The sequence below is a fragment of the Pseudomonas sp. B12(2026) genome (assembly GCF_057767015.1).
Map to the genome: position 1 here is coordinate 4,361,244 of NZ_CM173430.1, position 12,976 is coordinate 4,374,219.

General features: G+C 67.3%; 9 protein-coding genes and 1 pseudogene. 3 read left to right on the forward strand and 7 right to left on the reverse strand.

What is annotated here, in order from left to right:
• Positions 1 to 2: 2 nt before the first annotated feature.
• The 5 genes and pseudogenes from hrpA to AC3B6A_RS20300 all read right to left on the reverse strand — a co-directional run bounded on the left by hrpA (position 3) and on the right by AC3B6A_RS20300 (position 8,100).
• On the reverse strand, positions 3 to 4,076 hold the full coding sequence (gene hrpA / locus AC3B6A_RS20280; protein ID WP_488398892.1) for an ATP-dependent RNA helicase HrpA: 4,074 nt from the start codon (positions 4,074 to 4,076) through the stop codon (positions 3 to 5).
• Positions 4,077 to 4,329: 253 nt separating this feature from the next.
• Complete coding sequence (locus AC3B6A_RS20285; protein ID WP_488403658.1) at positions 4,330 to 5,085, reverse strand: methyl-accepting chemotaxis protein; 756 nt, start codon at positions 5,083 to 5,085, stop codon at positions 4,330 to 4,332.
• A 150-nt stretch (positions 5,086 to 5,235) separates the two neighbouring features.
• Positions 5,236 to 6,048, reverse strand: a pseudogene (locus AC3B6A_RS20290) (cache domain-containing protein); the annotation flags it as partial.
• A gap of 51 nt (positions 6,049 to 6,099) precedes the next feature.
• Positions 6,100 to 7,785 (reverse strand): long-chain-fatty-acid--CoA ligase FadD1, encoded by a 1,686-nt coding sequence (gene fadD1 / locus AC3B6A_RS20295; protein ID WP_488398893.1) that lies wholly within the window; start codon positions 7,783 to 7,785, stop codon positions 6,100 to 6,102.
• Positions 7,786 to 7,809: 24 nt separating this feature from the next.
• Positions 7,810 to 8,100: a hypothetical protein gene (locus AC3B6A_RS20300; RefSeq protein WP_488398894.1), complete on the reverse strand. Its 291-nt coding sequence runs from the start codon at positions 8,098 to 8,100 to the stop codon at positions 7,810 to 7,812.
• A gap of 129 nt (positions 8,101 to 8,229) precedes the next feature.
• Here AC3B6A_RS20300 and AC3B6A_RS20305 point away from each other — a divergent pair, with 129 nt between their 5' ends.
• The gene (locus AC3B6A_RS20305) at positions 8,230 to 8,466 is read left to right on the forward strand and encodes an HP1242/YdcH family protein (protein ID WP_488398895.1); all 237 of its coding nucleotides are present in this window, start codon (positions 8,230 to 8,232) and stop codon (positions 8,464 to 8,466) included.
• A 79-nt stretch (positions 8,467 to 8,545) separates the two neighbouring features.
• On the opposite strand, the gene fadD2 is transcribed toward AC3B6A_RS20305, so the two are convergent.
• Positions 8,546 to 10,234 carry a long-chain-fatty-acid--CoA ligase FadD2 gene (fadD2, locus tag AC3B6A_RS20310; RefSeq protein ID WP_488398896.1) on the reverse strand — a complete coding sequence of 563 codons (1,689 nt, stop codon included), beginning with the start codon at positions 10,232 to 10,234 and terminating at the stop codon, positions 8,546 to 8,548.
• A 292-nt stretch (positions 10,235 to 10,526) separates the two neighbouring features.
• On the opposite strand from fadD2, the gene AC3B6A_RS20315 reads away from it, so the two are divergent.
• Complete coding sequence (locus tag AC3B6A_RS20315; protein WP_488398897.1) at positions 10,527 to 11,480, forward strand: alpha/beta hydrolase; 954 nt, start codon at positions 10,527 to 10,529, stop codon at positions 11,478 to 11,480.
• Positions 11,477 to 11,962: a MaoC family dehydratase gene (locus AC3B6A_RS20320; protein ID WP_488398898.1), complete on the forward strand. Its 486-nt coding sequence runs from the start codon at positions 11,477 to 11,479 to the stop codon at positions 11,960 to 11,962. Before AC3B6A_RS20315 ends, AC3B6A_RS20320 begins: the two co-directional genes overlap by 4 nt.
• A gap of 143 nt (positions 11,963 to 12,105) precedes the next feature.
• Here AC3B6A_RS20320 and AC3B6A_RS20325 read toward each other — a convergent pair whose 3' ends face one another.
• A complete protein-coding gene (locus AC3B6A_RS20325; RefSeq protein ID WP_488398899.1) occupies positions 12,106 to 12,963 on the reverse strand; it encodes an efflux RND transporter periplasmic adaptor subunit in 858 nt (285 codons plus the stop codon).
• Positions 12,964 to 12,976 lie beyond the last annotated feature (13 nt).

Here is a 12,976-nt window from a genome sequence, read left to right on the forward strand (position 1 = left end):
CGTCAGGCCTCGACCTGGCTCCACTGCTTCGACAGACGCTTGTCCGACACCGGCACCCGGGTCCCCAGTTGCTGGGCGAACAGCGAGACGCGGTATTCCTCCAGCATCCAGCGGTACAGCGCCAGTTCCGGGTCGCGCTTGCCTTCCTGGGCGTGCTTGGCCAGACGCGCCGAATACTGCTCCCAGTAGCCGGCCATCTCGCCGCTCCACACGCGGTCGCGCTGGACCTGCCCGGCGACCTTGTCCAGGCGCTGCTCGACCGCCTTCAGGTAGCGCGGGATTTCCTTCAGCCACTCCAGCGGCGTATCGCGCACGAAGCCGGGGTAGACCAGCCTGGAGAGCTGCCCCTTCACGTCGTTCAGCGGCACGGTCATGGCGAGGTCGACCTTGCCCTTGAAGCGCTTCTGCAGGCCGTGCCAGAGCTTGAGGATTTCCAGGGTCAGGCGGGCGATGCGCTCGGCGTGCTCGGTCCAGGCGCCGCGCTTCTTCTCGGCCAGCGAGGCGAGACCGGCGCCATCGCGCGGCAGGCTGGTTTCGCCTTCGAGGATGCAACTGTCCAGGCTGGCCAGCAGGATGTCCTCCACCAGCGCCTCGACGCGGCCGAGCTCGCGGTAGAGCAGGCCCATGTCGGTCTGCCCCGGCAGCTTGCCGCGCAGGAACTTGGCCGGCTCGGCGAGCTGTTGCAGCAAAAGGCGTTGTAGCGCGCGGCGATGCTGGTAATCGGCCTCGGCCTGGGTCGGGAAACGGTTCTCCTTGACCACGCCGGCCTCTTCCACCAACGCCGGGTAGACCGTCATCGACAGCCCGGCGACCTTCTGCTGGACCTTCTCCGCCACTTCCGTGAAGCCCTTGGCCTCCACCGGTTTCTGTGGTTTGTCCGTTTGCGGGATCGCCAGCGCGGCCTGGCTGGCCTCGGCGAAGCGCGCGGTGAGCTCGGCGAGGTCGCGGCCTTCACCGAGGAACTTGCCGCGGGCGTCGACCACTTCGATGTTCATCCGCAGGTGGCTTTCCACCTGGGTCGCGGCTTCCGCCCAGGCTTCCTCGGCGACCCGGCTGCCGGTCATGCGCTGCAGCTCGCGGCCCAGCGCTTCGGGCAGCGCGCCCTCGGCGAAGACCATCTTGCCCAGCGCCGCCTTGACGAAGTCCGGCACCGGTACGAAGTTCTTGCGGATCGCCTTGGGCAGGTTGCGCACCAGCGCCACGCACTTGGCTTCCAGCAGGCCCGGCACCAGCCATTCCAGGCGCTCGGCGGGCAGCTGCGGCAGCAGCGGCGCCGGCACGCGCAGGGTCACGCCGTCACGCGCGTGGCCGGGCTCGAAGTGGTAGCTCAGCGGCAGTTGCAGCTCGCCCAGGCGCAGGCGGTCCGGGTAGAGGCCGGCGGTGACTTCGCTGGCGTCGCGGGCGAGGACGTCTTCCTCGCGCATGATCAGCAGGTCCGGCTGCTGCTTGTGCTCGCGCTCGTACCACTTCTCGAAGCTGGCGGACTGGTAGATGTCCGCCGGCAGGCGCGCGTCGTAGTAGGCGAACAGGGTTTCCTCGTCGGCGAGGATGTCGCGCCGGCGCGCCTTGGCTTCCAGCTCGTCGAGCTTCTCCAGCAGCTGGCGGTTGGCCGACAGGCACCTGGCGCGGCTGTTGATCTCGCCGCGCACCAGCGCCTCGCGGATGAACATCTCGCGGGACACCGGCGCGTCGATCGGGCCGTAATGCACGGCGCGGCGGCCGATGATGATCAGGCCGTAGAGGGTGACCTGCTCGTAGGCCACCACCTGGCCGCGCTTCTTCTCCCAGTGCGGCTCCAGGTAGTTCTTCTTCACCAGGTGCCCGGCCAGCGGCTCCAGCCAGTCCGGCTCGATCTTGGCGACCATGCGGGCGAACAGCTTGGTGGTCTCCACCAGTTCGGCGGCCATGATCCACTGCGGCTTCTTGCGGCCGATCACGCTGGAGGGGTGAATCCAGAAACGCCGCTGGCGCGCGCCGAGGTAATCGCCCTCCTCCGCCTTCTGGCCGATCTGGCTGAGCAGGCCGGAGAGGATCGCCTTGTGCACGGCGGCGTAGTCGATGTCACGCTGCTTCGCGTCGGGCTCACCGCCCTTGTAGGAGCGAGCTTGCTCGCGAACGCTCTTCGAATCCTTGCCGGCGGATTTGTTGTCCTGGGGCTTCGCAGCGTTGGGCTGTTCGCGAGCAAGCTCGCTCCTACGAGAGCCACCCTCTGCCTTGCCGAACGGCAGCTGCAGTTCGCGGCAGATCAGCGTCAGTTGGCGGTGCGCGTCGCGCCATTCGCGCAGGCGCAGGTAATTCAGGAAGTTCTTCCGGCACCAGCTGCGCAGGGCGTTGGAGCCCAGCGCCTGGCGCTGTTCCTCGAAGCCGCGCCAGAGGTTGATCAGCGCGGCGAAGTCCGAATCCGGATCCTTCCACTGCGCGTGGGCCTGGTCGGCGGCCTGCTGGCGGTCCATCGGCCGCTCGCGCGGGTCCTGCACCGACAGCGCGCTGGCCACGGTGAGCACTTCCGGCAGGCTGCCCTGCTGCGCGGCTTCCAGCAGCATGCGGCCCAGCCGCGGGTCGATGGGCAGGCGCGCCAGCTGGCGGCCCAGCGGGGTGAGCTGGGATTCGCGGTTCACCGCCGAGAGTTCCTGCAGCAGGGTGAAGCCGTCCTTGATCGCCTTGCCGTCCGGCGGCTCGATGAAGGGGAAGGCCTCGATGTCGCCCAGGCGCAGGTGGAGCATCTGCAGGATCACCGCGGCGAGGTTGGTGCGCAGGATTTCCGGATCGGTGAAGGCCGGGCGGCCGTTGAAGTCTTCCTCGCTGTACAGGCGCACGCAGATGCCCGGCTCGACCCGCCCGCAACGGCCCTTGCGCTGGCTGGCGCTGGCCTGCGAGACGGCTTCGATGGGCAGGCGCTGGACCTTGGCGCGGTAGCTGTAGCGGCTGATGCGCGCGGTGCCGCTGTCGATCACGTAGCGGATGCCCGGCACGGTCAGCGAGGTCTCGGCGACGTTGGTGGCGAGCACGATCTTGCGTCCCGGCATGGGCGCGAAGATTTTCTGCTGCTCCGCCGGGGTCAGCCGCGCATAGAGCGGCAGCACTTCGGTGAGGCGCAGGTTGGCCTTGCGCAGCATGTCGGCGGCGTCGCGGATTTCGCGCTCGCCGGGGAGGAACACCAGCACGTCGCCGGGGCGCTTGCCGACTTCGCGCTCATGGGCGGCGATTTCGTCCAGCGCGCGGAGGATGCCCTGGTCCACCGAGAGGTCGTCGAACAGCGCTTCGCCGTCCTCGTCCAGCTCGGCGGCCAGCGGGCGATACCAGGTTTCCACCGGGTAGGTGCGGCCGGATACCTCGACGATGGGCGCATTGCCGAAGTGCCGGGAGAAGCGCTCCAGGTCGATGGTCGCCGAGGTGATGATCAGCTTGAGGTCGGGGCGGCGCGGCAGCAGCGTCTTCAGGAAGCCGAGCAGGAAGTCGATGTTCAGGCTGCGTTCGTGGGCTTCGTCGACGATGATCGTGTCGTAGCGTTCGAGGTAGCGGTCGTGCTGGGTCTCGGCGAGCAGGATGCCGTCGGTCATCAGCTTGATCAGGGTGCTGTCGTCGCTCTGGTCCTCGAAGCGCACCTGGTAGCCGACCCGCTCGCCCAGCGGCACCGCCAGTTCCTCGGCGACGCGGCTCGCCACGCTGCGCGCGGCCAGCCGGCGCGGCTGGGTGTGGCCGATCAGGCCGTGGGTGCCGCGGCCCAGCTCCAGGCAGATCTTCGGCAGCTGGGTGGTCTTGCCCGAGCCGGTCTCGCCGGCGATCACCACCACCTGGCTCTTCTGCAGCGCGGCCTTGATCTCGTCGCGCTTGGCGGCGATCGGCAGGCTGTCGTCGTAGCGGATCGCCGGGATGCTCGCGCGGCGCGCCTCGACCTTGGCGCAGGACGCCTGGAAGCGCTCGGCCCACTGCGCCAGCTTTGCCTCGTCGGGATTCTTGCGCAGCTCGTGGAGCTGGCGGCGCAGGCGATGGCGGTCGCGGATCAGCGCGTGGTCCAGGCGCTGCAGGAGCTGTTCGGGAGTGGGCGTGCTTTCAGTCAAGGGCTTGGCGGTCATCGGCTTCGCGGGCATCTGGGCGGGAGCGGCGCGAGCAGGCGCGGAGCCGGTCCCTGGAATGGGCTGTCATGGCGACAATCCGCGAATTGTCGCAAAAGACCGGCACGGGCCGCCACGCCGAATGCGTCGCGACCTCGCACCCAGCGGGCGGCGAGCTAGCGCCAGGCAAGGCGATAACGGTCTCGGGACGCGGAGTTCAGTCGCTCTGAATGAGCAGTCCCGAGTCCGTTATCAACGCACGCGCAGCCCCCGCTCAGATGCGGAACTGGCCGACGAGCGCGCGCAGGCGCTCCCCCAGGCCGTTCAGTTCGGTCGCGGTGCGCGCGCCCTGCGCCGCGTCATCGGCCACGCCATCCACGGCGCCGGCGATCTGGTGCACGCTGCGGTTGATCTCCTCGGCCACGGCGGTCTGCTCCTCGGCGGCGCTGGCGATCTGCGCGTTCATCGAGTTGATGGTGCCGATCAGCTGGGCGATGGCGTCCAGCGACTGCCCGGCCAGGTTGGCCTGGCCACGGGTGCGCTCGGCCATGTCGCTGGCGCGCTGCATGGCGTTCACCGAGCCTTCGGTGGTGCCGCGCAGGCGGTCGATCATCTGCTGGATTTCCCCGGTGCTCTGCTGGGTGCGGCTGGCCAGTGCGCGGACTTCGTCGGCGACCACCGCGAAGCCGCGCCCGGCCTCGCCGGCCCGCGCCGCTTCGATGGCGGCGTTGAGCGCCAGCAGGTTGGTCTGCTCGGCGATGGAGCGGATCACTTCGAGCACCCCGACGATGCCCTGCACGTCCTGGCGCAGCGTGTCGAGGGATTCGCTGCTGCTGCGCACCTCGCCGGCCAGGTCGTTGATCTGCACCACGCACAGGTCCACCTCGCGCTTGGCCGCCTGGCCTTCGCGGTCGGTCTGCTGCGCGGCGTCGGCGGCCTGCTGGGCGCTGCGCGCCACTTCCTGGGCGGCGGCGGTCATCTCGTTGATGGCGGTGGCGACCTGGTCGGTCTCGTGGCGCTGGCCGTCCATCGCGCGCTCGGAGCGCTGCGCCTGCTGGGCGACGTCGCCGACCAGCCCGGAGAGCTGCTGGGTGGTGCCGGCCACCTGCTGCACCAGCACGTGGATCTTCTCGACGAAGCGGTTGAACGAGCCGGCCAGTTCGCCCAGTTCGTCGCTGCGGCCCAGGTTCAGGCGGTGGGTCAGGTTGCCGTCGCCGGCGGCCATGTCGTCGAGGTTGTCGCGCACCTGCACGATGGGCTGGACGATGGCGCGGCTGAACAGGCCGGCGAGCAGGCCGATGACCACCAGCAAGGCCAGCGCCGAGCCGCCCATGAGCAGCAGCAGGTTGTCGATCCGGGCCTCGAAGGCGGCGCCGGCTTCCCGCGCCTCGCGCTCGACGTCATCGAGGTTCAGCGAGGTGCCGAACACCAGGTTCCATTTGGGCAGGTAATGGGCGTAGCCGATCTTCGGCACGATGGTGTTGCCGCCCGGCAGGGTGAAGCTGTAGCGCACGTAGTGCTGGCCGCTCTGCCCCGCGCTGACCAGGTCGCGGATGGCGTAGACGCCGTTGGGATCGCGGTAGCCGCTGAAGTCTTCGCCCAGGCGCTCGTCGCTGGTGCCCTGGAAGACGCGGACGGAGCGGGTGTCGTAGCCCCAGAAGTAGCCACCCTTGCCGTATGCCAGGCGCTTGAGCAGCGCCACGCCCTGCTCGCGGGCTTGGGCGTCCCCTTCGGCGGCGGCCTGGTAGAGCGGTCCGACGGCGGCCAGGGCGACGTCGACGAAGTTCTTCAGCTGCGCCTCGCGATCCTGGGTGAGGTTTTCGCGGATCTGCGCTTCCTGCTCGGTCGAGAGCCGCATCAGGGCGACCGTGGCGATGGCGCACAGCAGGACAGTGAGGATCAGGATCGGGGCGATGGCCAGGAGCAGGACCTTGGCGCGCAGACGAAGGATGGTGTTCATGGCAAGTACCTCAGGCAGACAGGAGACGCGCATCCCTGCAGGCGTCAAAAAACCCGCCTCGCGGCGGGTTCCTTGTATATCGGCTCAGGCCTTGATCTTCTTGAGCTCCTGGTCGCGCAATTCGCGCCGGAGGATCTTGCCGACGTTGGTGGTCGGCAGGCTGTCGCGGAACTCCACGGACTTGGGCCGCTTGTAGCCGGTGAGGTTGTCGTGCATGTGCTGCATGACCTGCTCCTTGGTCAGGGTGACGCCCGGCCTGGACACCACGAAGACCTTGATCGCCTCGCCGGACTTCTCGTCCGGAATGCCGATGGCGGCGCACTGCAGCACGCCCGGCAGGGTGGCGAGCACGTCTTCCAGCTCGTTGGGGTACACGTTGAAGCCCGACACCAGGATCATGTCCTTCTTGCGGTCGACGATGCGCATGTAGCCGTCGTCCTGGATGATCGCGATGTCGCCGGTACGCAGCCAGCCGTCCTTGTCGAGGATCTCGTCGGTGGCGTCCTGGCGCTGCCAGTAGCCCTTCATCACCTGCGGGCCCTTCACGCACAGCTCGCCGCGCTCGCCCAGCGGCAGGTCCTGGCCGTCGTCGCTGATGACCTTGCACAGGGTCGACGGGACCGGGATGCCGATGGTGCCGATCTGGATGTTCTGGAACGGGTTCACCGACACCACCGGGCTGGTCTCGGTCATGCCGTAGCCTTCGCAGATGGCGCAGCCGGTGACGTCGTTCCAGCGCTCGGCGGCGGCCTGCTGCAGCGCCATGCCGCCGGACAGGGTCAGCTTCAGCGCGGAGAAGTCCAGCTTGCGGAACGCCTCGTTGTTGCACAGGCCGACGAACAGGGTGTTCAGGCCGACGAAGCCGGTGAACTTCCACTGCGCCAGTTCCTTGACCATGCTCGACAGGTCGCGCGGGTTGGTCACCAGGATGTTGTGGTTGCCGGTGAGCATCATCGCCATGCAATGGAAGGTGAAGGCGTAGATGTGGTACAGCGGCAGCGGCGCGATGAGGATCTCGCAGCCCTCGTTGAGGTTGGCGCCCATCAGCGCCTTGCACTGCAGCATGTTGGCGACCAGGTTGCGGTGAGTCAGCATCGCGCCCTTGGCCACGCCGGTGGTGCCGCCGGTGTACTGCAGCACGGCCACGTCGTCGCTCCTGGGCGAGACTTCCGCCACCGTCTTGCCACGGCCCTTGGCCAGGACGTCGGTCAGCTTCTGCGCGGCGGGCAGGTTGTAGGCCGGCACCATCTTCTTGATGTGCTTGACCGCGAAGTTGACGATGAAGCGCTTGAGCGGCGGCAGCATGTCACCCACTTCGGTGACGATGACGTTGCGGATGCCGGTCTTGGGCAGCACTTCCTCGGCCAGGTGGGCCATGTTCGCCAGGCACACCAGCGCCTTGGCGCCGGAGTCGTTGAACTGGTGCTCCATTTCCCGCGCGGTGTACAGCGGGTTGGTGTTGACCACGATGAGGCCGGCGCGCATGGCGCCGAAGACCACCACCGGGTACTGCAGCACGTTGGGCAGCTGCACGGCGATGCGGTCGCCCGGCTTGAGATCGGTGTGTTGTTGCAGATAGGCCGCGAAGTCCCCGGACAGCGTGTACATCTCGCCGTAGGTCAGGGTCTTGCCCAGGTTGCTGAAAGCAGGCTTGTTTGCAAAACGTTGGCAGGACTCCTTCAGCACCGCGAGGATGTTCGGGTACTGGTCAGCGTTGATCTCGGCAGCGATCCCCACTGGGTATTTGTCCTTCCAGAAATTGTCGGTCATGGAAGCCCACTCCTAAGCAACAGCTCATCTTTTACCGCAGTCGCGGTTCGTTGTTGTGTTTGTGTCGCCTTCCCCATGGCGGGGAGCGAAAAGCGGGCCGAGATTAGCAGCTTTGCGAAACACCGACCAGCACCAAACACCGCCTTGCCAGTCAGAAAAGTGACCGGAAACCACTATTTCGGTCACCACCTTCCCGCCCGTCGGAAAAGCCCGCCCCAGAAGGGCTGCAGCCTTGTTGGATTGTCCGACAAGGCTGATTTCAGGGAGATGAAACCGGAAAAAAGAACGGGAAATGGTCGTCAGGCCGGTCGCCATGACGGGGTAGATCGTCGGAGTTCGATCCGGCGGTTTCGCCCCATCCACGCGGCGCCTTCGATGATCTACCTCAACACTCGTCAGGTCGGGATCTCGCAAAGTGCTAGTGCACTCTCCAGGAGACCCCCCATGTTTCCCGAATACCGCGAAAAGATTACCCGCCTGAAAGCCGAAGACCCGAATTTCGCCAGGCTCTTCCATAGCCACAACGATCTCGACCAGGAGATCAAGAACATGGAAGCCGGCATCACCCCGGCATCCCACGACACCATCGAGGAGCTGAAGAAGCAGAAGCTGCAGCTCAAGGACGATCTCTACGAAATCCTGCGCAAGAAGGACAGCTGCTGTGGCAGCTGTGGTGGTTGACCGGCCCTGGCCGACAACCCGGCATAAATGAAAAAGGGGGCTGATCCTGGATCAGCCCCCTTTTTCGTTCACGCTCGCCTCAGGCGGTTTCGCGCAGCTCCCGGCGCAGGATCTTGCCCACCGGGGTCATCGGCAGGGCGTCCTTGAGGACGATGTGCTTGGGCACCTTGTAGCCGGTGAAATTCTCCTTGCAGTAGGCCTTGAGCTCTTCCACCGTCACCCCGCCCTCGCGCGGCACGACGAACAGCTTCACCGCCTCGCCGGAGCGCTCGTCCGGCACGCCGACCGCCGCGCAGTTGGCGACTTTCGGGTGGGCCATGACCACGTCCTCGATCTCGTTGGGGTAGACGTTGAAGCCGGAGACGATGATCAGGTCCTTCTTGCGGTCGACGATGCGCACGAAGCCGTCCGGGTCGATCACCGCGATGTCGCCGGTGCGCAGCCAGCCTTCGGCGTCCAGCACCTCGGCGGTGGCGTCCGGGCGCTGCCAGTAGCCCTGCATCACCTGCGGGCCCTTCACGCACAGCTCGCCGCGCTCGCCCAGCCCCAGGTCGTTGCCGTCGTCGTCGATCACCTTCAGCGCGGTGCCCGGCACCGGGATGCCGACGGTGCCCAGGCGGGCCTTGTCGCCGTAGGGGTTGGTGCTGACCACCGGGGACGTCTCGGTGAGCCCGTAGCCCTCGACCACGGAGCAGCCGGTCATGGCCTTCCAGCGTTCGGCGGTGGCGGTGACCAGCGCGGTGCCGCCGGAGTTGGTGACCTTCAGGTTGGAGAAGTCGAGTTCCTTGAATTCCGGGCGGTCCATCAGCGCGACGAACAGGGTGTTGAGGCCCAGCAGCGCGGAGAAGCGCCACTTCTTCAGCTCCTTGATGAAGCCGGGGATGTCGCGCGGGTTGGTGATCAGCACGTTGTGGTTGCCGTTGACCATCATGCACATGCAGTTCGCGGTGAAGGCATAGATGTGGTACAGCGGCAGCGGCGCGATCATCACCTCGTTGCCGACCTGCATCAGCGGCTTGCCGTCCGGGCCGTGCTGCTGCAGGCAGGCGTGCACCTGCTGCATGTTCGCCACCAGGTTGCCGTGGCTGAGCATGGCGCCCTTGGCCACACCGGTGGTGCCGCCGGTGTACTGCAGCACGGCGATGTCCTCCAGGCCGACCTTGACCGGCTGCAGCCCGTGGCCGCGGCCCTGGCCCAGGGCGTCCTTGAAGGAGACGGCCTGGGGCAGGCTGTAGTCCGGCACCATCTTCTTCACGTGCTTGACCACGGTGTTGACCAGCAGGCCCTTGAGCGAGGGCAGCAGGTCGCCCATGCGCGCCTCGATCAGGTATTCGATGCCGGTGTCGGGCAGCACTTCCTGCACCAGCTTGCCGAACAGGTTCACGTAGACCAGCGCGCGGGCGCCGGAGTCCTTGAACTGGTGGCGCATCTCGCGGGCGGTGTAGAGCGGGTTGGTGTTGACCACGATGAGGCCGGCGCGCAGGGCGCCGAACACGGCGATGGGGTATTGCAGGATGTTGGGCATCTGCACGGCGATGCGGTCGCCGGGCTTGAGGTCGGTGTTCTTCTGCAGGTACGCGCCGAAGGCGGCGGACAGGCGGTCCAGTTCGGCATAGGTCAGGGTCACGCCCAGGTTGCTGAAGGCCGGGCGGTCGGCGAACTTCTTGCAGGAGCGCTCGAACACTTCCACCACCGACTTGTAGGCCGCCAGGTCAATGTCGCTGGGCACGCCGGCCGGGCGTTTGTCGTTCCAGAAATCAGGTTGCATTTATTCTTGTCCTCATACCTGAGCGAAACCGAACCGTCATTGCGGTCATTCGACGGAAGCTAGCAGTTCCTTTGGTCATCGCAAAGACTCCGGCGAGCGTCATTGACTGCGTGAATCTTGCTTCACCACGCCCGCGCCGCGCGGGATAGAGCGGCAATGGCGTCGCGGCAAGCCTAGGCCAAGGAGCGCGAACCCGACACGCCGGCGCGGGTAAAATTCGCCTGGGCAGACGCGCGCGGCGCTGTACACTGCCCAGCTCCGGCGATAACTCGTACAACAAAGGGAAGGACCCATGCCCTACGCTGCCTACTGGCTGAACGCCAGCGACGAGACACCGCTGTACACCCGCCACTGGGCGCCGGACGGCGCCGCCCGCGGGGCGCTGATGCTGTCCCACGGCATGGCCGAGCACGCCGGCCGCTACGAGCGCCTGGGCCTGGCGCTGAACGCCGCCGGCTACCACCTCTACGCCATCGACCAGCGCGGCCACGGCCGCACCGCCGAGCATGGCGAGCTGGGCCACTACGCCGACCGCGGCGGCTGGGGCAAGGTGATCGGCGACCTGCATTCGCTCAACCGGCACATCCGCGAGGAACACCCGGACCTGCCCATCGTCCTGCTCGGCCACAGCATGGGCAGCTACATCGGCTGCGCCTACCTGATGCAGCACAGCGCCAGCCTGAAGGCGGCGGTGCTCTCCGGCTCCAACTACCAGCCCGTGGCGCTGTACCGGAGCGCCCGCGCCATCGCCCGCTTCGAGCGCTGGCGCCAGGGCCCGCTGGGGCGCAGCGCGCTGATCGACTTCCTTTCGTTCGGCTCCTTCAACAAGGCCTTCAAGCCGAACCGCACCGCCTTCGACTGGCTCAGCCGCGACCCGGCCGAGGTCGACAAATACGTCGCCGACCCGCTCTGCGGCTTCCGCTGCAGCAACCAGCTGTGGCTGGACCTGCTCGGCGGCCTGGCCGACATCACCCCGGTCGGGCACCTGTCGCGCATCGACAGCGCCCTGCCGCTGCTGGTGATCGGCGGCGAACGCGACCCGGTCAGCCAGGGCAGGCGCCTGCGCGATCTCGCCCAGGCGATAACCCGCGCCGGGGTACGCGACGTCCAACTGAAGATTTATCCCGAGGCCCGTCACGAGCTGTTCAACGAGAGCAACCGCGACGAGGTCACCCGCAACCTGATCGACTGGCTGGGCACGCATTGCCCGATCCGCCAGGCCGAGACCATCGAGGAGCCCTTATGACCTCCGCTACACCGAAAACCGTGCAGAACGTCCCTTACGAAGAACTCGAAGTCGGCCAGAAGGCCAACTTCCAGAGCAGCGTCGGCGAGCGCGACATCCAGCTGTTCGCCGAAGTCTCCGGCGACCGCAACCCGGTGCACCTGGACGCCGACTACGCCGCCACCACCCTGTTCAAGGAGCGCATCGCCCACGGCATGCTCAGCGGCGCGCTGATCAGCGCGGCGATCGCCACCACCCTGCCCGGCCCGGGCACCATCTACCTCGGCCAGAACCTGCGCTTCACCCGCCCGGTGAAGATCGGCGACGTGCTGAACGTGGAACTGGAAGTGCTGGAAAAGCTGCCGAAGAACCGCGTGCGCATCGGCACCCGCGTGCTCAACCAGAATGGCGAGGCCGTGGTGGAAGGCGAAGCCGAAGTGCTGGCGCCCAAGCAGAAGCTCAATATCGAGCTGGCCGCCCTGCCGCCGATCACCATCGGCTGAGGCGCTTCCGGGGCCGGCCAGCCGGCCCCGGTCATTTCACCCGCCGGGAATGCCGACGCGCACTCGGCCAGCCCGCCATCCCCGGCTTTCGCCTTCTTCGCTGCGCCGATGGCCGCCCTCCCGCCACTGGCGAGACGCGCCCCTCAGTCCTCCCGCACGGTAACGCTGGCGGTCATCCCGGCGCTCAGGTGCACGCCTTCGGGCACCTTGTCCAGATGGATGCGCACCGGGATGCGCTGGGCCAGGCGCACCCAGTTGAAGGTCGGTTCGACGTTGGCCAGCAACTGGCTGTCGGGGATCGCGTTGCGGTCGGTGATGCCGCTGCTGATGCTCTCCACCGTGCCGTCGATGGGCGTGTTGCCGCTCATCAGCAGCACCTGCGCGCGCTGGCCGACGCGGATGCCGGGCAGCTTGGTTTCCTCGAAGTAGGCGGTGACGTAGAAGGACTTCTGGTCCACCAGCGCCATCGCCGGCTGGCCGGCCTGGGCGTAGTTGCCCTGGGCCAGGCGCAGGTTGGTCACCTGGCCGTCGCGCGGGGCGCGCATCTCGCTGCGGGCGAGGTTCAGCTCGGCCAGGCGCACCTGGGCCAGCGCCTCGTCGTATTCGCTGCGGGCGATGCCGGCGTTGATCTGCGCGGTTTCCTTGTCTTCTGCGCTGATCGCCGCCGTCCCCAGGCGGCTGCGCCGCGACGCCTCGCTCTGGCGCAGGAGGAACTGCTGGTGCCGGGTTTCGGCCACGGCCTGGGCCTGCTCCAGGTTGGCGGCGTAGCGCTCGCGGTCGATGCGCATGATCAGGTCGCCGGCCCTGACCTGCTGGTTGTCCTGCACCGCCAGTTCGGTGACCCAGCCGGACACGTCCGGGGCGATCACCACCACGTCGGCACGCACCCGCGCGTCGCGGGTCCAGGGCGACAGCATGTAGTAATGCCAGAGCCAGGTGCCGGCGAGCACGGCGGCGGCGACCAGAATCAGGGTGACGGCTACGCGAAGGAATCCGCGCATTCAGCTTCTCCTC